General features: G+C 71.0%; 22 protein-coding genes. 15 read left to right on the top strand and 7 right to left on the bottom strand.

The window, feature by feature from the left end; genetic code table 11:
- The first annotated feature begins 20 nt into the window (after positions 1-20).
- The 3 genes from BM362_RS18050 to BM362_RS18040 all read left to right on the top strand — a co-directional run bounded on the left by BM362_RS18050 (position 21) and on the right by BM362_RS18040 (position 2,674).
- The gene (locus BM362_RS18050; RefSeq protein WP_093573925.1) at positions 21-758 is read left to right on the top strand and encodes a lysophospholipid acyltransferase family protein; all 738 of its coding nucleotides are present in this window, start codon (positions 21-23) and stop codon (positions 756-758) included.
- A complete protein-coding gene (locus tag BM362_RS18045; RefSeq protein WP_093573924.1) occupies positions 758-1,783 on the top strand; it encodes an NAD(P)H-dependent glycerol-3-phosphate dehydrogenase in 1,026 nt (341 codons plus the stop codon). Before BM362_RS18050 ends, BM362_RS18045 begins: the two co-directional genes overlap by 1 nt.
- A gap of 408 nt (positions 1,784-2,191) precedes the next feature.
- The gene (locus BM362_RS18040) at positions 2,192-2,674 is read left to right on the top strand and encodes a cysteine dioxygenase (protein WP_067583121.1); all 483 of its coding nucleotides are present in this window, start codon (positions 2,192-2,194) and stop codon (positions 2,672-2,674) included.
- A 30-nt stretch (positions 2,675-2,704) separates the two neighbouring features.
- On the opposite strand, the gene BM362_RS18035 is transcribed toward BM362_RS18040, so the two are convergent.
- The 3 genes from BM362_RS18035 to BM362_RS18025 are packed head-to-tail and all read right to left on the bottom strand — an operon-like array spanning position 2,705 to position 4,894.
- Entirely contained in the window at positions 2,705-3,691 is a 987-nt protein-coding gene (locus BM362_RS18035) for an asparaginase (protein ID WP_067583504.1), read from the bottom strand.
- Positions 3,692-3,701: 10 nt separating this feature from the next.
- Positions 3,702-4,523 carry a class I SAM-dependent methyltransferase gene (locus BM362_RS18030; RefSeq protein WP_093573923.1) on the bottom strand — a complete coding sequence of 274 codons (822 nt, stop codon included), beginning with the start codon at positions 4,521-4,523 and terminating at the stop codon, positions 3,702-3,704.
- Positions 4,520-4,894: a VOC family protein gene (locus tag BM362_RS18025; protein WP_067583115.1), complete on the bottom strand. Its 375-nt coding sequence runs from the start codon at positions 4,892-4,894 to the stop codon at positions 4,520-4,522. Before BM362_RS18025 ends, BM362_RS18030 begins: the two co-directional genes overlap by 4 nt.
- A 138-nt stretch (positions 4,895-5,032) precedes the next feature.
- Here BM362_RS18025 and BM362_RS18020 point away from each other — a divergent pair, with 138 nt between their 5' ends.
- Both BM362_RS18020 and BM362_RS18015 read left to right on the top strand, forming a co-directional pair.
- Positions 5,033-5,734, top strand: a complete 702-nt coding sequence (locus tag BM362_RS18020) for a response regulator transcription factor (RefSeq protein WP_067583112.1) — start codon at positions 5,033-5,035, stop codon at positions 5,732-5,734.
- Positions 5,731-7,182, top strand: a complete 1,452-nt coding sequence (locus BM362_RS18015; RefSeq protein ID WP_093573922.1) for a sensor histidine kinase — start codon at positions 5,731-5,733, stop codon at positions 7,180-7,182. The genes BM362_RS18020 and BM362_RS18015 overlap by 4 nt, the downstream gene beginning before the upstream one ends.
- On the opposite strand, the gene BM362_RS18010 is transcribed toward BM362_RS18015, so the two are convergent.
- A complete protein-coding gene (locus BM362_RS18010) occupies positions 7,154-7,828 on the bottom strand; it encodes a pyridoxamine 5'-phosphate oxidase family protein (protein ID WP_093573921.1) in 675 nt (224 codons plus the stop codon). The two genes, BM362_RS18015 and BM362_RS18010, sit on opposite strands and share 29 nt — an antisense overlap.
- A gap of 89 nt (positions 7,829-7,917) precedes the next feature.
- Here BM362_RS18010 and pdxR point away from each other — a divergent pair, with 89 nt between their 5' ends.
- The 4 genes from pdxR to BM362_RS17990 all read left to right on the top strand — a co-directional run bounded on the left by pdxR (position 7,918) and on the right by BM362_RS17990 (position 13,367).
- Positions 7,918-9,288, top strand: coding sequence for a MocR-like pyridoxine biosynthesis transcription factor PdxR (gene pdxR / locus BM362_RS18005; RefSeq protein ID WP_067583105.1), 1,371 nt, complete (start codon positions 7,918-7,920; stop codon positions 9,286-9,288).
- 105 nt (positions 9,289-9,393) lie between these two features.
- Positions 9,394-10,680 (top strand): serine hydrolase domain-containing protein, encoded by a 1,287-nt coding sequence (locus BM362_RS18000; protein ID WP_244287197.1) that lies wholly within the window; start codon positions 9,394-9,396, stop codon positions 10,678-10,680.
- A gap of 131 nt (positions 10,681-10,811) precedes the next feature.
- On the top strand, positions 10,812-11,909 hold the full coding sequence (locus tag BM362_RS17995) for a D-alanine--D-alanine ligase family protein (protein WP_067583103.1): 1,098 nt from the start codon (positions 10,812-10,814) through the stop codon (positions 11,907-11,909).
- Between the two features lie 117 nt (positions 11,910-12,026).
- Complete coding sequence (locus BM362_RS17990; protein ID WP_093573920.1) at positions 12,027-13,367, top strand: MFS transporter; 1,341 nt, start codon at positions 12,027-12,029, stop codon at positions 13,365-13,367.
- On the opposite strand, the gene BM362_RS17985 is transcribed toward BM362_RS17990, so the two are convergent.
- The gene (locus BM362_RS17985; protein WP_093573919.1) at positions 13,348-13,887 is read right to left on the bottom strand and encodes a DUF3515 domain-containing protein; all 540 of its coding nucleotides are present in this window, start codon (positions 13,885-13,887) and stop codon (positions 13,348-13,350) included. The two genes, BM362_RS17990 and BM362_RS17985, sit on opposite strands and share 20 nt — an antisense overlap.
- Positions 13,888-13,906: 19 nt before the next feature.
- On the bottom strand, positions 13,907-14,140 hold the full coding sequence (locus tag BM362_RS17980; RefSeq protein ID WP_009074118.1) for an Lrp/AsnC ligand binding domain-containing protein: 234 nt from the start codon (positions 14,138-14,140) through the stop codon (positions 13,907-13,909).
- Positions 14,141-14,277: 137 nt separating this feature from the next.
- Between BM362_RS17980 and BM362_RS17975 the strand changes: the two genes are divergently transcribed.
- The 5 genes from BM362_RS17975 to BM362_RS17955 all read left to right on the top strand — a co-directional run bounded on the left by BM362_RS17975 (position 14,278) and on the right by BM362_RS17955 (position 17,865).
- Positions 14,278-15,237: a thiamine-phosphate kinase gene (locus BM362_RS17975; protein ID WP_067583096.1), complete on the top strand. Its 960-nt coding sequence runs from the start codon at positions 14,278-14,280 to the stop codon at positions 15,235-15,237.
- A gap of 20 nt (positions 15,238-15,257) precedes the next feature.
- Positions 15,258-15,746 carry a GNAT family N-acetyltransferase gene (locus tag BM362_RS17970; RefSeq protein WP_067583500.1) on the top strand — a complete coding sequence of 163 codons (489 nt, stop codon included), beginning with the start codon at positions 15,258-15,260 and terminating at the stop codon, positions 15,744-15,746.
- A gap of 17 nt (positions 15,747-15,763) precedes the next feature.
- Positions 15,764-16,294 (top strand): gamma carbonic anhydrase family protein, encoded by a 531-nt coding sequence (locus BM362_RS17965; protein ID WP_067583093.1) that lies wholly within the window; start codon positions 15,764-15,766, stop codon positions 16,292-16,294.
- Between the two features lie 31 nt (positions 16,295-16,325).
- Positions 16,326-17,003: a uracil-DNA glycosylase gene (locus BM362_RS17960; protein ID WP_067583090.1), complete on the top strand. Its 678-nt coding sequence runs from the start codon at positions 16,326-16,328 to the stop codon at positions 17,001-17,003.
- 73 nt (positions 17,004-17,076) lie between these two features.
- Positions 17,077-17,865 (top strand): alpha/beta fold hydrolase, encoded by a 789-nt coding sequence (locus BM362_RS17955; protein WP_067583087.1) that lies wholly within the window; start codon positions 17,077-17,079, stop codon positions 17,863-17,865.
- A 53-nt stretch (positions 17,866-17,918) separates the two neighbouring features.
- Here BM362_RS17955 and rpmB read toward each other — a convergent pair whose 3' ends face one another.
- Complete coding sequence (rpmB, locus tag BM362_RS17950) at positions 17,919-18,110, bottom strand: 50S ribosomal protein L28 (RefSeq protein WP_009074135.1); 192 nt, start codon at positions 18,108-18,110, stop codon at positions 17,919-17,921.
- Between the two features lie 134 nt (positions 18,111-18,244).
- Between rpmB and BM362_RS17945 the strand changes: the two genes are divergently transcribed.
- The gene (locus tag BM362_RS17945) at positions 18,245-19,831 is read left to right on the top strand and encodes a DAK2 domain-containing protein (protein ID WP_093573918.1); all 1,587 of its coding nucleotides are present in this window, start codon (positions 18,245-18,247) and stop codon (positions 19,829-19,831) included.

Below are 19,831 nucleotides of genomic sequence, written 5' to 3'. Positions count from 1 at the left end.
GCGACCCGAGGAGGAGAACTGTGGCACGGCGTGAGAAGGGCGGATTCTGGGTGGGGCTGGCCGCCGCCGCGTTCTACCCGCTGACCGCGATCGGCAAGCGGGTGTACCTCGGGGCGGAGAAAATCCCCCGGCAGGGGCCCGCGGTGCTGGTGATGAACCACATCTCGCACCTGGACCCGCCGGTCGACGCGGTGTTCGTGCACCGGCAGAAGCGGGTGCCGCGGTTCTTCCTCAAGGCGAGCCTCAAGGACGTGCCGGTCTTCGGCCGGATCGTGACCGGGTCCGGGCAGATCCCGGTGGCGCGCGGGTCGAGCGCGGCCGGCGACAGCCTCAAGGCCGCGCACCAGGCGCTCGAAGAGGGCAAGGTCATCGTGATCTACCCGGAGGGCACCATCACGAAGGACCCGCTGGGCTGGCCGAAGGAGGCCTACAGCGGCGCGGCGCGGCTGGCGCTGCAGAACGACGTGCCGGTGATCCCGATCGCGCGCTGGGGCACGAACCAGATCTTCAACGGTTACACCAAGAAGTTCACCCCGTTCCCGCGCAAGACGGTGACGCACCTGGTCGGCGACCCGATCGACCTGTCGGCGTACCGGGGCGGGAATCCGCGCAGCGCCTCGCTGCTGCGCGAGGTCACCGCGGAGCTGATGGACGAGGTGACCCGGCTGCTGGCCGAGATCCGGCAGGAGGAACCGCCGGCGAAGAAGCCGGAAACGGACGCGGCGGCGGAGACCGAGAAGCCGCAGGACGGTGCCTGATGGCGGGTTTCGCCGCCGACGTGCAGCGGGTCACCGTGCTCGGCGCGGGTTCGTGGGGCACCGCGTTCGCGAAGGTGCTCGGCGACGCGGGCCGGGACGTGACGATGTGGGCGCGCCGGGAAAGCGTCGCGGAGGAGATCCGGGAGCGGCACACCAACGAGTCGTATCTGCCGGGAACGTCGTTGCCGGAACGGATCACCGCGACGGCCGACGCGGCCGAGGCGCTGGACGGCGCGCAAGCGGTGATGGTCGGGGTGCCGAGCCAGAGCCTGCGCGCGAATCTCGCCGGCTGGCGGCCGCTGCTGCCGCCCGAGGCGATCCTGGTCAGCCTCGCCAAGGGCGTGGAACTGGGCACGCTCAAGCGGATGAGCGAGGTGATCGCCGAACTCGCCGGCGTCGATCCGGGCGAGATCGTCGTGGTGTCCGGGCCGAACCTGGCCCGCGAGATCGCCGACGGGCAGCCCGCCGCCGCGGTGCTCGCGTGCGCCGACCACGAGCGGGCGAAAGCGGTGCAGCAGGCGACGTCGAACCAGTATTTCCGGCCCTACACCAACACCGACGTGGTCGGCTGCGAGCTGGGCGGCGCGTGCAAGAACGTGATCGCGCTCAGCTGCGGGATGGCCGCCGGGATGGGCTTGGGCGCGAACACGACGGCGACACTCATCACGCGCGGTCTCGCCGAAATGGCCCGGCTCGGCGCGAAACTCGGCGCGGACCCGCTGACCTTCGCCGGTCTCGCCGGGCTCGGCGACCTGGTCGCGACGTGCTCGTCGCCGTTGTCGCGCAACCGCACCTTCGGCGAACGGCTCGGCCGCGGCGAGACGCTGGCGCAGGCACAGGCGGCGACCGGTGGGCAGGTCGCGGAGGGCGTCGCGTCGTGCTCGTCGATCCGCGAACTGGCGCAGCGGCACGGGGCCGACATGCCGATCACGGACGCGATGTACCGGGTGTGCCACGAGGGCGTCGACCCGCGGCAGGCGGGCGCGGAGCTGCTCGGACGGTCGCGGAAGCCGGAGTGGCGCTGAGGCTCGTGCGCGGCGGCCGGGCGGCGGGGTCGTGAGTGGCGGCGCCGGTGAGCACCGGGATTGCCGCTCACGAGGTCGTGCGCGCGAGGCTCAGCGGCGGCCCGGGCACCGCCTCGCCGCCCGTGCTGTCGCCTGCCGGCGCGCGGAGAACCGGGATTGCCGCTCACGAGGCGGCGCGGCGGGTTCGTGCGTGTGAATCCGCGCTCACCAGGGCGGTCCAGGGGGTGAGACGGGTTGACCGGGCAGTCCGGGGCTGGTTCGCTGGGCCGCATGCTGACGTGCGAGATGACGATGCGGCCGGGGTCTGCTGACCTCCGCCCCGTCATGGGCATGTCGTGTCGCTGTTGTCGGTGAATCTAGCCCCGGCCCAGTTCGACACCCATCTTCTTCCCGTGAGGACTTCTTTTCATGTTCGCCGTTCCGGACAACACCCTGCTGCGTCCCGAGAACCCCGCCCTGCGCCACCCGGTCCGCGTCGCCGTCGACGTGGCCGCCGACCGGGAACGCTGGGGCAGCCTGCTGCGCTACGACCCCGACGAGCGGTTCTCCGCCCTCGTCGAACGCACTGCGGACCAGGAGATCTGGCTGCTCAGCTGGCTTCCCGGGCAGCACACCGACCTGCACGACCACGTCTTCTCGACCGGCGCGTTCACCGTCGTGTCCGGGCGGCTGACCGAAACCGTCGCGCGGCGCGCCCCGGGCGGGCGCGCGGTGACCGAGGTGCACGGGCTGTCCGCAGGGCAGTCGCGCGTGTTCGGGCCCGGCTACGTGCACGAGGTGCGCAACGACGGCCCGGATCCGGCGGTCAGCGTGCACGTCTACCGCCAGGGCGGCAGGCAGATGCGGTCGTACCAGGCGAACCCGGTGGACGGGCCGGCACCGCGGTCGTGAGTGTCATCGCGGTGAGAACCGGGATGACACTCACGAGTCAAGATCGCCGCGCAACCTGAACTGCCGCTCGATCTCCTCCCGGCCGACCCCCGCCGCGAGCAGAACCTGCAGCAGGATCCGCGATTTCCGCGGGCACAGCCATCCGGCCATCGTCGCGCCCATCCGGATCAAGCTCGATTCGGACCCGGGGAACCCGTAAGTGCCGCGGAAAGTCGGGCCCGCGCCGGTCCGGGACGCGACGACAACCGGCACCTCCGCGGCCGCGATCACCTCCGCCGTCCCGGTCGAGACGTGTCCGACGCCGTTGGCGGCCACCACCACGCCGCGCGCGCCGCCCTTGAGGACCAGCGACAGCAATTCGCCCGAATCCTCGAGGCCCGATTCCAGCAGCGGAACGAGATCGACGGTTTCGGCTCCCGGCAGCACCGGCAGCCGCGGCGGCGACGGGTGGAAGTAATGCACCGCGCCCTCGGCGAGCATGCCCAGCGGACCCGCCGGTCGCGACGAAAACGTTTCGACGTGGCTGGAATGCGTCTTCCGCACCCAGCGCGCCGCGTGCACGTCGTCGTTGAACGCCACCAGCGCGCCCCGGCCGCGGCTGCGCGGATCGGCGGCGACGGCGAGCGCGGCGAGGATGTTCGCCTGCCCGTCCGGACTGGGCAGGCTCGGGTTCCGCATCGCGCCGGTGATCACCACCGGCGCGTCGGACGGCCACGTGAGGTCGAACAGGTACGCCGTTTCCTCCAGCGTGTCCGTGCCCTGCACCACCACGAGACCGTCCGCGCCCGCCTCGATCTGCTCGATGCCCCACTGCCGGGTCCGCGCGAGCGTCGCGTAGTCCATCGACGAACTCGACAGCCCGGCGAGCGTCGCCGCGGTGATCTCCATGGGCAGCCGGGAACCCAGTTCTCCCAGCAGGTCCTCGGCGCTCAGCCGCGGCACCACGCCGTCTTCGATCGAACGTCCGGGAGCCATCGAGATGGTGCCGCCCAGCGCGGCGACGGCGATGCGAGTCATGCCCCGCACTCTATGCGGGGCGCTGTGCCTGGAGGGTGTAGCTCGCGGCGATCCGGCGCGGGTTGTCCCGCAGCCGCCATTCGCCGCCCCCGGCCTCTTCCATCTCGTGCGGCAACGCGTTCCACGCCGTGGTGTCGTGCTCGGTCAGCCCGGTCAGGATCAGGCCCTGGCCGAGCAGTGCGGTCACGATCTCGCCGAGCGAATGATTCCAGCTGTGCGACGTGGTGGCGCGCAGCGTTTCGGAGGTTTCGACATAGGTCGCCGGTTCGCTGAAGACGAGTGGCTCGTCGTGCTCGAAGTAGTCGTACTTCGGCCACGCGCGTTCGGATTCGTCGTCGAGCGTCCACAACATCGGATGGCCTTCGCGCAGGAACAGCCGTCCGCCGGGCCGCAGCAGCCGCGCGACCACCTCGGCCCACGGCGCGATCTTCGGCAGCCAGCAGAGCGCGCCGATCCCGGTGTACACCAGGTCGAACGTGTTCTCGCCGAAGACTTCCACCGCGTCGTAGACGTTCGCCTCGTGGTAGTCGATGTCCGCGCCGGTGGCGTCGGCGAGCTTCCGCGCCTCGGCGAGCGACGCCGGGGAAAGGTCCAGACCAGAAACCTTGGCCCCGAGCCGGTGCAGCGACAGCGTGTCCGTGCCGATGTGGCATTGCAGGTGCACGGCGCGCAGCCCGGAAACGTCGCCGAGGCGCGGCTGGTCGAAGCGCACGATCTGGCTCAGGTGCGACGGATCGGCCTTGAACTTGTCGAACTCGTAGTACGGCGAGCGCGCGTGGATCGGGGCCCGGTCGTCCCAGTTGGCGCGGTTGATCTCGAACGAATCGGTCACGCCTTCTCCGCCGCGCTGCGCAGGACGCAGAACTCGTTGCCTTCCGGATCCCGCAAGACCGCCCAGCCGCTGCCGTCCTCGCGGCGATGGTCGGAATGCAGCGTCGCGCCCAGCTTGAGCAACCGCTCCACCTCTTCGTCGCGGGTCCCGTCGTCCGGCTTCAGGCAGACGTGCAGCCGGTTCTTGATCGTCTTGGGCTCGGGGACGGCGATGAACAGGAGGGTGAGGCCGGAGTCGAGCGTGATGCCGATCTCCTCCTCGCCCGGTTTGTCGTCCTCGCCGACCGGGCGGCCGGTCACCTTGGTCCAGAACTGGGCCAGTTCCCACGGGTCGGCGCAGTCGACGGTGATGTTGTCCACAACGGAAGTCATCGGGCTCCTCGGGCCAGGGTCGCTGTCGGTCCGGAGTCTGCCCGGAATGCCCGATGCACGCGAGAGGTTTCCTGTCGAGTCGCTGTCAGCCGGGGGTTCGGCTCGCGCGCCCGCGCGGCCGTCGCGGAGGATGGCGGGGTGGAGAACCCGAACCCGGTGCGGCTGCTCGTCGTCGACGACGAGCCGCACATCGCCGACCTGGTCGCGACCGTCGCCCGTTACGAGGGCTGGCAGGCCGTGACGGCCGGCTGCGGCGCCGACGCTCTCGCGCGCGCCGCGGAGTTCGCTCCCGACATCGTCGTGCTCGACCTCATGCTGCCCGATTTCGACGGATTCACCGTGCTCGACAAGCTGCGCGAGAAGCACGACGCGGTGCCGGTGGTTTTCCTGACCGCCAAGGACGCGACCGCCGACCGCATCGCCGGCCTCACCCGCGGGGGTGACGATTACCTCGTCAAGCCGTTCTCCGTCGAGGAGTTGATGGCGCGGCTGCGTGCGGTGCTGCGGCGGACGTCGGAGAAGCCGGATACCCGCACAGTGCTGCTGCAGGTGGGTGATCTCACCCTGGACGAGGAAACGCACGAAGTCCGCCGCGGCGGCCGGCTCGCCGAGCTGACGCCCACCGAGTACGAGCTGCTGCGCTACCTCATGCGGCGCTCGCCCGCGGTGCTCACGAAGGCGCAGATCCTCGACCACGTGTGGGAGTACGACTTCGGCGGACGGTCCAATGTGGTCGAACTCGCGATCTCGCGGCTGCGGCGCAAGCTCGACACCGAGGCCGAACCGCTGATCCACACCGTGCGCGGCGTCGGGTATTCCGTGCGGCGGGCGGGCCGGTGAACCGGATCGGGCGCTGGGCTCGGCGGTGGTACCGGGCTTGGCGCGCTTCCCGGCTCGGCACGCGGCTGGCGTTCGGGCTGGGCGCGTTGTCGCTGGTGGTGTTCGCGATCGTCGGCGCGCTGACGGTCGAGCTGATGCACGACTACCTCAACCGGCGGCTCGACGAGCAGCTCAAGACCAGCCAGGTCGCGCAGGTGCCGCACCTGCGCGAGTCGAAGGACAGTCCGGAAGTCGTCTACTCCTGGTACTCCGCGGTCTTCGCGGTGCGGGAGGGGCACGCCGTCCCGCAGCCGGGCAGCACGTTGCCGGACGACGTGCGGCCGTTGGCGCGGATCGCCGAAGAGGCGACCAGCGGCGACCTTTTCCGCACGATCGGTTTGCCCGGCCAGGGTTCTTATCGCGTGCGGGCGTGTCCGGTGGAGACTTCGCAGAACGGGACCGGCACCGTGTTGCTGAGTGCTGCCCCGCAGGCCGATCTCGACAACACCGTGCAGCAGCTGATGTTGATCGAAGTGATCGCATTCCTGATCGCGTTGGCGATTCTCGTCGTCGTGGGCCGGATGGTGCTGCGGCGCGGACTGCGACCGTTGTCGGACATGGCTGGCACCGCGCACGACATCGCTTCGCACGATCTCACGGCCACAGCGGACTTGCCGGTGCGCGCGTCCGGCACGGGCGGCGGCGCGGAGGTCGAGGAGCTGCGGACGGCGTTCAACTTGATGGTGAGCCACATCGAATCTTCGCTGGCCGCGCGCACCGAGGCGAATGATCGGCTGCGCCGGTTTGTCGCCGATGCTTCGCACGAGCTGCGGACACCGTTGACCTCGATCCGCGGCTACGCCGATCTTTTCCGCTACGCCGCTGCGAACGAACCCGAGGAACGCGAGGCACACCTGGAGAAGATCCGGGCCGAGACCGCGCGGATGAGCGTGCTGGTCGACGATTTGCTGCTGCTCGCGCGGCTGGACGCGCGTGATGTCGAACCGCCGGTGCGCCCGCGGCGGATGGACCTCACCGAGATCGCCGCGGCTGCCGCGGACGCGTTCCGGGCCGGTCGGCCAGGACATCCGCTGACGGTCTCGATTCCGGAGGAACCGGTGCTGCTGCACGCGGATCCGGCGCGGCTGCGGCAAGTACTGGACAACCTGCTCGCGAACGCCGCCGTGCACACCGCGGAGGGAACTCCGGTGGAGCTGGCGGTGACGGCGGCGGACGGGATGGCTGTCGCTGCCGTCACCGATGCCGGGCCGGGGATCTCCGCGGAGGATCAGCAGCGGATTTTCGACCGGTTCTATCGCGTCGACAACTCCCGGACCCGGGCCGCCGGCGGCACCGGATTGGGGTTGTCGGTGGTGCATTCGCTGGTGGCGGAGCACGGCGGGACGGTCTCGCTGGACAGCCGCCCCGGGCGGACGGTGTTCACCGTGCGGTTGCCGCTGCCTTCGTGACGCGTGTGGCGACGTGTTCGGGGACGGTCCAGCCCGGCGGCAGGTCGGCGGACGGCTCCGGTTCGCCGAACACCGTGTGCACCGGCAGCACCCCGGCCCAGGCGGCGTTCGCGGTGACGTCTTCGGGTTCGTCGTCCGGTCCTTCGGCGCGGAGTTTCACCGACGCTTCGGCGAGGTCGAGCGCGATGACCGACACCGCGGCGAATTCCTTCTTGTTCACCGCCCGGGCGTGCTCCCAGGAACCGGGGGAGAGGTGGTCGGTGAGCACGTGCAGGCCGCGCATCTTCTCGTCCGGGTCGGTCACCAGCCGCGCCTTGCCGAGGATCACCGCGCTGCGGTAGTTGACCGAGTGGTTGTTCACCGAGCGGCAGTAGACGATCCCGTCGAGCAGGGTGACCGTCACGCACACGTCGGTTCCCCCGGTCGCGGCTCGCAGACTGGCCGCGCCCGTGGAACCATGCAGGTACAGGGTGTCGCCGTCGCGGCCGTATCCGGTGGGCAGCACCAACGGGACGCCGTCGCGGACCACACCGAGGTGGCAGATCAGCGCCTCGTCGAGCACGGCGTGCAGTGCCGCGCGCTCGCTGGCGGCGCGGTGGCGTTTGCGGCCGAGCGTGGTGCGTTCGGTGGGCGAAAGGCTGCTCATGCGTTCAGTGTGCGGCGGGCAAGTGGCTACGTTGAATGTCCACTTCTTCTACACTTGAGAAGTCCACTTCGCTGTAACGGAGGTCCGCTGTGTCCTACGCCGACACCGCCCTGCCGGTCAGTCTCGACCGCGAAGCGGCCACCCCGCTGGCCGTGCAGCTGGCCGACGCGCTGCGCGAAGCCGCGGCCGGCGGACATCTCCGCGGCGGCGACCGGCTGCCGTCCACGCGCGCGCTGGCCGAACGGCTCGGTGTCTCGCGCACGGTCACTTCCGCTGCGTACGAGCAACTTCACGCGGAGGGCTGGATCGCTGGCCGGCACGGTTCCGGCACCTACGTGACCACTCCGCCGACCCGCGCCGCCGCGTCCGTCACGGCACCCGGTTCGCTGCTCGCCGAGGCCGAACAAGCCCCGTTGCTGGACCTCGCGCCGGGTACGCCGTGGGCGGACGGTCTCGACCGCGCGGCCTGGCGACGGGCATGGCGGGCCGCCGCCGATCCCGAGCCGCTCACGCGCGCGCACCGCGCCGGGTTGCCGGAATACCGCGCGACTGTGTCGGAACACCTGCTGCGCCACCGCGGTCTGGCCGCGGGCTCGGTGCTCGCGACCGGCGGCACGACCGCGGCTGCCGTGGAACTCGCCGCGGCCGTGCTGCGCCGAGGTGCGGTCGTCGCCTTCGAGGAACCGGGTTATCAGCGTGCGGTGCAAGCGTTCCGGCAGGCCGGGCTCACCGTCGTCGGCGTGCCGGTGGACGAGGAAGGCCTGCGTCCGGACGCGATTCCCGCCGGGGCGCGCGCGGTTTACTGCTCGCCCGCGCATCAGTACCCGATGGGCAGCCGGATGAGCGCGGCCCGGCGCGTGCAGCTCGTGGAACGCGCTCGCGCGGAAGGCATGCTGGTCATCGAGGACGACTACGACGGCGAGCTGCGCTTCGATGTCGCTCCGCTGCCGATGCTGGCCGCGCTCGCCCCGGACGTCGTCGTGCACCTCGGGACCACCAGCAAAATCCTCACCCCGACCCTCGGCGCGGGCTGGCTCGTCGCGCCCGCCGCGGTGGCCGATGCCATTCTGGCCTACCGGGATCTCACCGGCACCCGTCCGTCGCCGGCGGGGCAGCGGGTGCTGGTCGAACTCGCCCGGACCGGCGATCTGGGACGGCACCTGCGGAAGCTGCGCCGGGAAATGGCCGAACGCCGGACGGTGCTGGTGACCGCGCTGTCGAACGCCGGAATCCCGTTCGTCGGCGACGACGCCGGTGCGCATCTGGTGGTGCGGACGGGAAGCGCCGAGGCCGAGGCCGAGCTGATCGCCGCGGCGGAACGGCATTCGATCCGCCTCGACGGGCTGGCGCGGCATTTCGCCGGAACGCCGACGGTGCACGGCATCGCGCTGGGATACGCGGGCTGCTCACGGGAAGCGTTGACGGCCGCGGTGCCGACGCTGGTCGACCTCCTCCGCTGAGTACGGGGTCAGCCCTGCCTCCGGTCCGCCGGTCAGCTTCATGGTGCTGGATCCGCTGCTCCGCGAGGTTTTTGCCGATCGGTTCGGCGGGCGGAGGAGCGCGGGATGACTCGGCGGATCCGGGCGGCGGCGACAGCGACCGCGCTGCTGGCGGTGTTCGCCGCGCCGGGCTCGGCGCAGCCACCGGACCGGCCATCAGACGCTGCGGTCGCGCACCTGCGCGAAGAACTGGCGAGCGGACCGTCCTCGTCCTACGCGGTGGTGTCCGCGAACGGCAAGGCGACGACCGGCGCGGTCGGCTCCGACGTGCCGCCGCAGTCGCCGTTTCTGCTTGGCTCGCTGAGCAAATCGTTCACCGCCATGGCAGTCATGCAGCTCGTCGACGCGGGCAAAGTCGGCCTGGACACCCCGATCACCGCGTACCCGCCGTGGTTCCGCACCGCCGGAACCCCTGATCCGATCACCGTGCGGCAGTTGCTGAACCAGACCAGCGGCCTGCCGACCGAAGCGGGCACCGTCGACCTCTACGAACCGGAAACCACGCTGGAGCAGCGCGTCCGCGCACTCGCCGACGTCGTCCCGGTCGCTCGCCCCGGCACAGCTTTCCACTACTGCAACAAGAACTACGCGACGCTGTGCCTGATGGTCGAGCAGGTTTCCGGCCAGAGCTACGCCGCCTACCGCAAAGCCCACATCCTCGCCCCGCTCGGCATGAACCGCACCTTCACCAACCTCGCCGATACCCGTCGCGCGGGCCTGATCGAGGGTCCGTCGGTGCTGTTCGGCCTGAGCGTGCCGATGGAAACGCCGGATTCCCCCGGTGCGCTGCCCGAGGGCTACCTGGTCTCGACCGCCGAGGACCTCAGCCACTACCTGGCCTTCCAGATGACTGGCACCTACCACGGCGTCCGTCCGCTGTCCGCCGAAAGCCTGCGTCTGCTGCACGGCGCGGCAGTCCCGACCGGCGACGACCACTACGGATCCGGCTGGGGGACCGGCACTCTCCACGGCCAGCCGGTCGTCCAGCACGACGGCGATCTGACCCGCTACCACGCCAACCTGCCGGATCAGCGGGTCGGCCTGGTGGTGCTGACCTCGCGCGACCCGGTCCTGCTGGACAGCGGCGCGCCGTTCCGCCGCACCCTCGCGGGCGCACCGGCCCCGGAAACCGGCAACGGCTTCCTGCTGACCTGCGGCGTCGCCCTCCTGGTCCTCGCCGCGATGGTCTTGGCGACCCGCCGACAGATCCGTCGCGCACGAAAGCTGCCGGAGCTCTTGCGGGACAAGGGCTTCGGCCGGGTCGCGGTGCGCCCGCTGGCTGCCGGTGGACGTGGCGTTCCAGACGCTGCCGGACTTTCACCGTTTTCGTCCTGGCCGGAATGGCCTTCCTGACGGTGCGCGGGGCGACGTGGTTCGCGCTGGCCTCCGCGCGCACTCGCCGACCAGCGGCTCGACCCTCGCGACCAGCGCAGACACCCCCGGCGCGCGCTGTCGGCGATGCTCACCCGGTACCGTGACCGGCTATGAGCGCTGAAAAGATCCGGGTCGCGGTCGTGTTCGGTGGCCGCAGCAGCGAGCACACCATCTCGTGCCTGTCCGCGGGCAGTGTGATCTCGAACCTGGATCCGGATCGCTTCGAGGTGCTCCCGGTCGGCGTCACGCCCAGCGGCGGCTGGGTGCTCGGCACCGGCGACCCGGAGCAGCTCAGCATCCAGGGCCGCGAGCTGCCGTCGGTCGAGTCCGGCCGCGCGCTCGTGCTCGCCGGCGACCCGACCAGCCGCGAGCTGCGCACGGTCGACCCCGGCCAGGCCACCGAGGTGCTCGGCACCGTCGACGTCGTCTTCCCGGTGCTGCACGGCGCCTTCGGCGAGGACGGCACCATCCAGGGCCTGCTCGAACTCGCCGACATCCCCTACGTCGGCCCCGGCGTGCTCGCCAGCGCGGCGGCGATGGACAAGGAATACGCGAAGAAGCTGCTCGCCGCGGAGGGGCTGCCGGTGGGCACCTACGCCGCGCTGCGCCGCGGACAGTCCACTTTGGCCGGACAAGACCGGGAACGTCTTGGCCTGCCGGTGTTCGTGAAGCCCTCGCGCGCCGGTTCGTCGGTCGGGATCTCCCGGGTCTCCGGCTGGGCGGAGCTGGACGCGGCGATCGAGCTGGCCCGGCGTACCGACCCGAAGGTGCTCGTCGAGGCCGCGGTGCGCGGGCGCGAGGTCGAATGCGGCGTGCTGGAATTCCCGGACGGCCGCGTCGAGGCGTCGCTCCCGGCGGAGATCCGGGTGCTCGCCGAGGGCGAGGACGCCTGGTACGACTTCGAAACCAAGTACCTCGGCGAGGACGCCGAGCTGGACATCCCGGCCAAACTGGACGACGCGCTCACCGACCGGCTGCGCGCGATGGCCGTCGAGGCGTTCCGCGCGCTCGACTGCCAGGGCCTCGCCCGCGTCGACTTCTTCGTGACCGAGGACGGCGACCTGGTGATCAACGAGGTCAACACGATGCCCGGCTTCACCACGAAGTCCGCCTACCCGAAGATGTGGGAGGTCACCGGGGTGGACTACCCGACGCTCCTGTCGACGCTGATCGACACCGCGCTCGCCCGGGGCACCGGCCTGCGCTGACGAGCGGACCCGGGAACTCCTCGCCGGCGAAGCGCCGCAGGCCGGACAGACGAGGCGGGACGACCTTACGATGGCCCTCGAACAGACGGCACGTCCCCACCGTAAGGAAAACAGCGCGTGCAGATCGCATCCCGCCTCGACCGGCTCCCGGTCACCCGGAGGCACCGGTACTTCGTGGCAGTGGTCGGCATCGCGACCTTCTTCGACCTCTACGACCTGTTCCTCGCCGCGACCATCAGCACCGTCCTCACCAAGGAGTTCGGCGTCACCCCGACGACGCTGAAGTACGTCCTGGCGTCGGCGTTCGTCGGCGCGTTCGTGGGCGCGGTGTTCCTCGGCAGGCTGGCCGACCGGCTCGGCCGACGGCGCGCGTTCCTGCTCACCCTGGGCCTGTACTCGGTGTTCACACTGCTCGGCGCGTTCAGCACCGATGTGTGGATGCTGGTGATCTGCCGGTTCATCGCCGGGATCGGCATCGGCGCGGAGCTGCCGGTCGCGGACGCCTATCTCGCTGACCTGCTGCCCGCCCGAGCGCGCGGTCGCGCGACAGCCTGGGCTTACACGATCGGTTTCTGCGGCGTCCCCGCCGCCGGATTCCTCGCCCGCGCGCTCGTCGGCCACGCGCCGCTCGGCATCGACGGCTGGCGCTGGCTGTTCGTGATCGGCGCGCTGGGTGCGGCGGTGGTGTGGGCGCTGCGGTTCACGCTGCCGGAATCGCCGCGTTGGCTTGCGGCACAAGGAAGAACCGGCGAAGCGGACGAGATCGTGCGCAAACTCGAAGAGAGTGCGCCGCAGCCATTGCCCGAACCGGAGCCGGAACCGCCCGCGCCCGAACCGGTGCGTGCGTCGGCGTTGCTGCGTCCGCCGTGGTTCCGTCGCACGGCGATGCTGTACGTCTTCCAGCTGCTGCAGTCGTTCGGCTACTACGGTTTCGGCTCGCTGGTGCCGATTGTGCTGGCCGCCAAGGGTTTCGGCCTCGTCAGCTCGCTGACGTTCAGCGCGCTCACCTTCCTCGGCTATCCGATCGGCTCCGCGCTGTCCATCCCGATCATCGAACGGCTGGAACGCAAATGGCTGATCGTCGCGAGCGCGGCGGCGATGGCGGTGTTCGGGCTGGCCTTCGGCTACGCGACTTCCGGCGTGCTGATCGCGGTGTTCGGCTTCTGCTACACCGCCGTGAGCAACGTCTTCTCCAACGCCTTCCACACCTACCAGGGCGAGCTGTTCCCGACGTCGCTGCGCGGCACCGCCGCCGGTTCGGCCTACGCGCTGTCCCGGCTGGCGACGGCCGCGATGCCGTTCATCCTGCTGCCGGTCCTGCAATCGGCGGGCGCGACGACGATGTTCGCCGTGGTCGCGGGCGCGATGGTGCTGCTGATGATCGACGTGGCCGTGCTCGGCCCGCGCACCACCGGCGAATCGCTGGAAACGATCGCGGCTAGAACTGCAAAGGCTTGACCGGCAGCTTCGCCGCGATCGCGTCCGAAACGGCCTGAAGCGGACCGGTTCCCGCGTTCGCCGGAACGGTCAGCGCCAGGTAGACCGGCCGGTCGACGGCGTACCAGGTGGCCGAACCGCCCTGCTCGATCTGCAGCCACTGCACCTTGTCGACCACGCGCAGCTGCGCGGTCGGGGTGAGCTCGGGCGGGCGTTCGAGGCCGCAGCGCAGCACGACCGGATCCGGTTCGCCCCACGCGACGGTGGCCTTCGGCGCGGGCTCGGCGAGCGTGCGCGGCGACAGTTCCTTGCCGTTCGACGTGAGCGTGGCCGGGACCCCGGCGATCACCTTCGCGCAGTCCGCCGACCCGGCCCGCGGCGCGGGAACGGACACGAGCGCGAGCGGCTGGTTCGGATCGGGCTGTCCGGAGGAGCTCTTCGTCAGCGCGACGACCGCGACCGCGACCGCCAGCGCGGCCACGAGCAACGACGCGGTGACGAGGACGACCTTCGGCGGAGCCCCGGTGTCGGTGTCTGCCACCGCCTCAGTGGACCACGGCTCAGAGATGCACGACCGGGCAGGTCAGCGTGCGCGTGATCCCTTCCACGTTCTGCACGCGGGCGACGACGAGCTGGCCGAGCTGGTCCACTGTGTCCGCGGCGGCGCGCACGATCACGTCGTACGGGCCGGTGACGTCCTCGGAGCTGGTCACGCCCGGGACCCCGGCGATCTCCGCAGCCACCGCGGCCGCCTTGCCGACCTCGGTCTGGATGAGGATGTATGCGTGGACCACGGCGTGCCCTTTCGTCGGTGGCGATCGAGTCGAGGTAGGAACGGTGTAGGCAACGTAGCGCCAGCCCTGGGAAAAACCTAGGGGATCCGATAGTCGGTGGCCGATCCGACACAGGCAAGGGAAACGGGAGGTGACCGGTGTCACCGGACGAGCACTCGGTGGCCGCGACAGGCGAGTTCGGCCTGATCCAGCGGGTCACCGAAGGACGCGCGCAGCCGCCGTCGACACTGCTGGGCCCGGGCGACGACGCGGCGGTTCTCGCCGCGCCGGACGGCCGCGTGGTCGTGACGACCGACGTGCTGGTCCACGGTGTGCACTTCCGGCTCGACTGGTCGAGCCCGGAGCAGGCCGGGCGCAAGGCGGTCGCGGTGAATCTGTCCGACATCGCGGCGATGGGAGCGAAACCGACCTCGGTGGTCGCCGGGCTCGCGTGCCCGGCGGATACCCCGGCGCGGGTCGTGACCGAGATCATGGACGGGATGTGGGCTGAGGCGCGTGCGGTAGGCATCGGGGTGTCCGGCGGCGACCTCGTGAGCGCGGACCAGCTCGTGATCAGCGTCACCGCATTGGGCGACCTCGAAGACCGCGAACCGGTGACCCGTTCCGGCGCGCGCCCCGGCGACGTGCTCGCGGTGTGCGGGCGGCTCGGCTGGGCCGCGGCCGGGCTCGCGGTGCTGCGCCGCGGATTCCGGTCGCCGGTCGGGGTGGTGAACGCGCAGCGCTGCCCGGAACCGCCGTACGCGGCCGGGCCGCAGGCCGCGCTCGCCGGCGCTACCGCGATGATGGACGTCTCGGACGGGCTGCTGGCCGACCTCGCGCACCTGGCCGCGGCTTCCGAGGTCGGGCTCGACGTGCAGACCGCGTTGCTTGAGGTGTCGACGCGGCTGAAGGAGGTCGGCAGCGCGCTCGGCGCGGACCCGGTGCAGTGGGTGCTGACCGGCGGCGAGGACCACGCGCTGGTCGCGACGTTCCCGCCGTTCGACGACCTTCCCGAGGGCTGGCGCAAGATCGGCGTGGTCACCATGCCCGGCTCCGGGGTCACCGTGGACGGCGAGGCGTACGACCAGCAGGGCGGTTGGGAGCACTGGCAGCAGTGATTCATCATCAGGCTGACGGCGTGGACATCCGCGTCGTCGCCTTCGACCATCCCGACGCCGCCAAACTGATGGCCGAGGTTCAGCTGGAGTACGTGCGCCGCTACGGCACCGAGGACGAGACCCCGATGGACCCCGCGGAGTTCGCGCCGCCGCGGGGCCTGTTCCTGGTCGGGTACCTGGACCGCGTGCCGGTGGCGTCCGGCGCGTGGCGCGCGCACGACGGTCCCGAGCCGACGTTCCGGCCCGGCGACGTCGAGCTGAAACGGATGTACGTGATCGAATCCGCGCGAGGCCGCGGGTTCGCCCGCGCGATGCTCGCCGAACTGGAACGCACCGCGGTCGCCGCCGGACGCCGCCGCGTCGTGCTGGAGACGGGCACCGAGCAGCCGGAAGCCATCGCCCTCTACCGTTCGTCGGGCTACGCCGAGATACCGGCTTTCGGCTATTACGGCGATATGCCCGAAAGCCGGTATTACGGCAAGGCTCTCGTCCACGACCGACGACACTGAACGATTCGGAGGCGGCATTGGCCATCTACGCGCTCGGCGACCTGGTCCCGGCCATCCACCCGGACGCCTACGTCCATCCCGACGCCACCGTGATCGGCGACGTCCGGATCGGAGCGCGCGCCTCGGTCTGGCCGCAGACGGTGCTGCGCGGCGACCACGGGTACATCGAGATCGGCGAACGCTCGAACGTGCAGGACGGTTGCGTCGTCCACTGCACCGCGCGGCATCCGACGATCGTGGGCCCGTCCTCGGCGGTCGGGCACGCGGTGCACATCGAGGGCGCGAAGATCGGCACCGGCTGCCTGATCGCGTCGGGTTCGGTGGTGCTGAACGGAAGCGTGATCGAGGACGGCGGCATGGTCGGCGCGGGCGCGGTGCTGTCCTACGAATCGACGGTCGGCACTGGCGAGATCGCATTGGGAGTTCCGGCGAAAACGCGGCCGAACAAGTCGTTCTCCGAAGACCAGATCGCCGCGGTCGTGGATTCCTACGTTCGGCGCGGAGCCCGGTTCCGGGCCGAGTTGCGCAGGCTGGACCCGCCACAGTGACCTCGGGCACGTGGCGCTAGGCTCGCGGGCCGTGACTGGACGACCGCTGGACGAAATCGTCGAAGCCGGCTGGGCGAAAGCCCTTGAACCAGTGGCGCCGCAGGTCGCCGCGATGGGGGAGTTCCTCCGCGCCGAGATCGCCGCGGGCCGCACCTATCTCCCCGCGGGCGAGCACGTGCTGCGCGCGTTCAAGCAGCCGTTCGACGCCGTCCGCGTGCTGATCGTGGGCCAGGACCCGTACCCGACCCCGGGGCACGCGGTCGGCCTGAGCTTCTCGGTGGCCCCGGACGTGCGGCCGATCCCGAAAAGCCTGATCAACATCTACCAGGAGTACTGCGAGGACCTGGGGCACCCGGCCCCGTCCAACGGAGACCTGACCCCGTGGGCGGAGCAGGGCGTGCTCCTGCTGAACCGGTCGCTCACCGTGCAGCCGCACAAGTCGAACTCGCATCAGGGCAAGGGCTGGGAGCAGGTCACCGAGCAGGCGATCAAGGCGCTCGCCGCGCGCGGCGGACCGCTGGTGGCGATCCTGTGGGGCCGCAACGCGCGGAACCTGCGGCCGATGCTCGGCGAGGTGCCGTGCCTCGAATCGGCGCACCCGAGCCCGCTGTCGGCGCGCAACGGCTTCTTCGGGTCGCGTCCGTTCAGCCGGGCGAACCAGCTGCTGGTCCAGCAGGGCGCGGAACCGCTCGACTGGAAACTTCCCTGACGCGGCGTGTCCAGTTCCGGCGATCGGCGCCGACCACCAGGGTAGGCGCCGACTGAAACCCTGGAGGGAAGCGATGACCGCCACCGTCAAGTCCGCCGACGGCACCCCGATCGCCTTCGACACCTACGGCTCGGGTTCTCCGGTGCTGCTGGTCGGCGGCGCGGTGAACGACCGCACGACCGTCGCCGGGCTCGCCGCGGTGCTGGCCGACGCCGGTTTCACCGCGATCGCCTACGACCGGAGAGGCCGCGGCGACAGCGGCGACGCGCCGGTCTACGCGGTCGAGCGCGAGATCGACGACCTGGAAGTGCTGATCGAGGCCGTCGGCGGCTCGGCCGCGGTGTTCGGGCACTCGTCCGGCGCGATCCTGGCCCTGGAAGCGGCGGCGCGCGGGCTGACGATCACGAAGGCGGCGGTGTACGAGCCGCCGTTCATCGGCGACGACCGGCCGCGTCCGGCGGAAGACCTGGTGGACCGGGTCAGCACCTGCCTCGCCGACGGCGACCGGGACAGGGCGGTCGAGTTGTTCCTGGTCGAGGGCACCGGGACCCCGGCGGAGATCGTGGACTCGATGAAGTCCGCGCCGGTGTGGGGCTGGTTCGTCGGACTGGCGCACACGCTGCCGTACGACCTGACTGTCTGCGGCCGCGGCAACTACCTGCCGACGGACCGGCTGGCGGCGATCACCGTCCCGGTGCTGTCGCTGTCCGGCGGTGCGGGGGAGGCGTGGATGACGTCGTCGGCCAAGGCTGTCGCGGCCGCGGTCGCGCACGGGCGGCACGAGGAGGTCCCGGGGCAGGATCACGGGGTGCTGAACGCGCCGGAGTCCCTGCGGGACGTGCTGGCGAACTTCCTGCGGTGACGAAAAAGGGGCGGGTGCTTCAAGCACTCGCCCCTTTCCGAAAGCTGCTGAACTCAGCCTCGCACGACCTTGCCGGCCTTGATGCACGAGGTGCAGGCGTTCAGGCGCTTGCGCTGGGACACGCCGACCTTCGCGTGCACAACCTGGATGTTCGGGTTCCACCGGCGGTTGGTACGCCGGTGGGAGTGCGAGACCGACTTGCCGAAGCCGGGTCCCTTGCCACAGACGTCGCACACGGCAGCCACGTCGAACTCCTCTGGATATGGGACAAAGAATGCGCGCCCGAACGTGCCGGGCAACTCCACCATAGTAACGAGTGGTCTGGGTGGCCTTGCCGCGGGGTCGTTACCCTCGCGGGGACCGGCTAGGAGGTTACGGGGTGCGGGTGCTGGACGCGGCGGCGGTGTCGGGCTGGGCGGCGGCCTCTGTGCGCAGCTTGGACAGGCTGCGCACGGCCATCGACGGGATCAACGTCTATCCGGTCGCGGACTCCGACACCGGCTCCAACCTGCTGTACACGATGACCGGCGCGCACGAGACGCTCGCCGATGCGGAACCGGCCGACGCGGCTGAGGCGCTGGCGGTACTGGCGCGCGGGGCGGTGGCGCACGCGCGGGGCAATTCGGGCGTGATCCTGTCCCAGGTCGTGCGGGGGATGGCCGGCTGGGCGGCCACCGGCGGGGACCTGGACGGACCTGGTCTCGCCGCTGCGCTGGGGCAGGCGGACCAGGCCGCCACGGGCGCGGTCAGCAGGCCGGTCGCCGGGACGATGCTGACTGTCCTGCACGCCGTGGCCGCCGCGGTTCGAGGCACGACGCGGACGTTGCCCGAGGTTGCGCGCGAGGTCGTCACCGTGGCCGCGAAAGCGCTGGAGGAGACGCCCAAGCAGTTGCCCGCGCTGGCCAAGGCGGGAGTCGTCGACGCCGGGGGCCGCGGGCTGGTCGCGGTGCTCGACGCGCTGGCGGGGGTGATCACCGGTGAACCCGAGGACCCCGGGCACGACCTGAAGGCGGTCGCTTCGCTGCCGGAGCAGGTCCCCTACGCGTGGGAGGTCATGTACTTGCTGGACGAGATCGACGAGGCCCGGCTGCCCGCGTTGCGGAAGGAACTGAGCGGGTTCGGCGACAGTGTGACGGTGGCGGGCGACGGTTCGGGCAGCCACGCGGTGCACGTCCACTGCGCGGACATCGGCGCGGCCATCGAAGCCGGGCTGCAACTGGGCAGGCCGCGCAAGATCCGGGTCGAACCGCTGATCACCCCGACGCCGATCGAATGGGACACATCGATCGACCGGTCCGTGGTCGCGGTGGTGCGCGGCGGCGGCCTGGCCGAACTGCTGCGGGCCGAGGGCGTCGCCGTGCTGGCGGTGCCCGAGGGCGAGACGCCCAGCGTCGAGGACATGATCGGGTTGTTCAACGAGGCGGCCGGACAGCACCTGAGCGTGCTGCCGGGCGGGCCGGACCTGACTGCGGCCGCCGACGCCGCCGCCGGGCATCCGATGGCGGGCGAGCGCGACGTCGTGGTGATCCCGTGCGCGTCGCCGGTGCAGGTGCTGGCCGCGCTCGCGGTGCACGACAGCGAGCGCCGGGTCAACGACGACGTGGTCGCGATGGCCGAGGCGGCGGCCGCGACCAGGCGTGGCGAGCTGCGGATCGCGGACGAGGAGTCGCTAACCTGGGTGGGCCGGGCCCAGTCCGGCGACGTGATCGGCCTGGTCGACGACGAGGTGGTGCTGATCGAGCCCGCCCCGGCGTCGGCGACGAATCTCGTCGCGGCCGCGGTCAGCGTGCTCAACCGGATGCTGGCGCTCGGCGGCGAGCTGGTCACCGTCCTGAGCGGGGCGGACGCTCCGCCGAGGGTGGCCGCCGAACTCGCCGAACAACTGCGGCTGGAGCACCCCGAGGTGGAGTTGACGAGTTACGCCGGCGGTCAAAGCGACGCTGTGCTGCTGATGGGGGTCGAATAA

The sequence above is a fragment of the Amycolatopsis rubida genome (assembly GCF_900115345.1).
Classification (GTDB): domain Bacteria; phylum Actinomycetota; class Actinomycetes; order Mycobacteriales; family Pseudonocardiaceae; genus Amycolatopsis; species Amycolatopsis rubida.
This window is presented reverse-complemented; position numbering and strand designations above follow the sequence as displayed.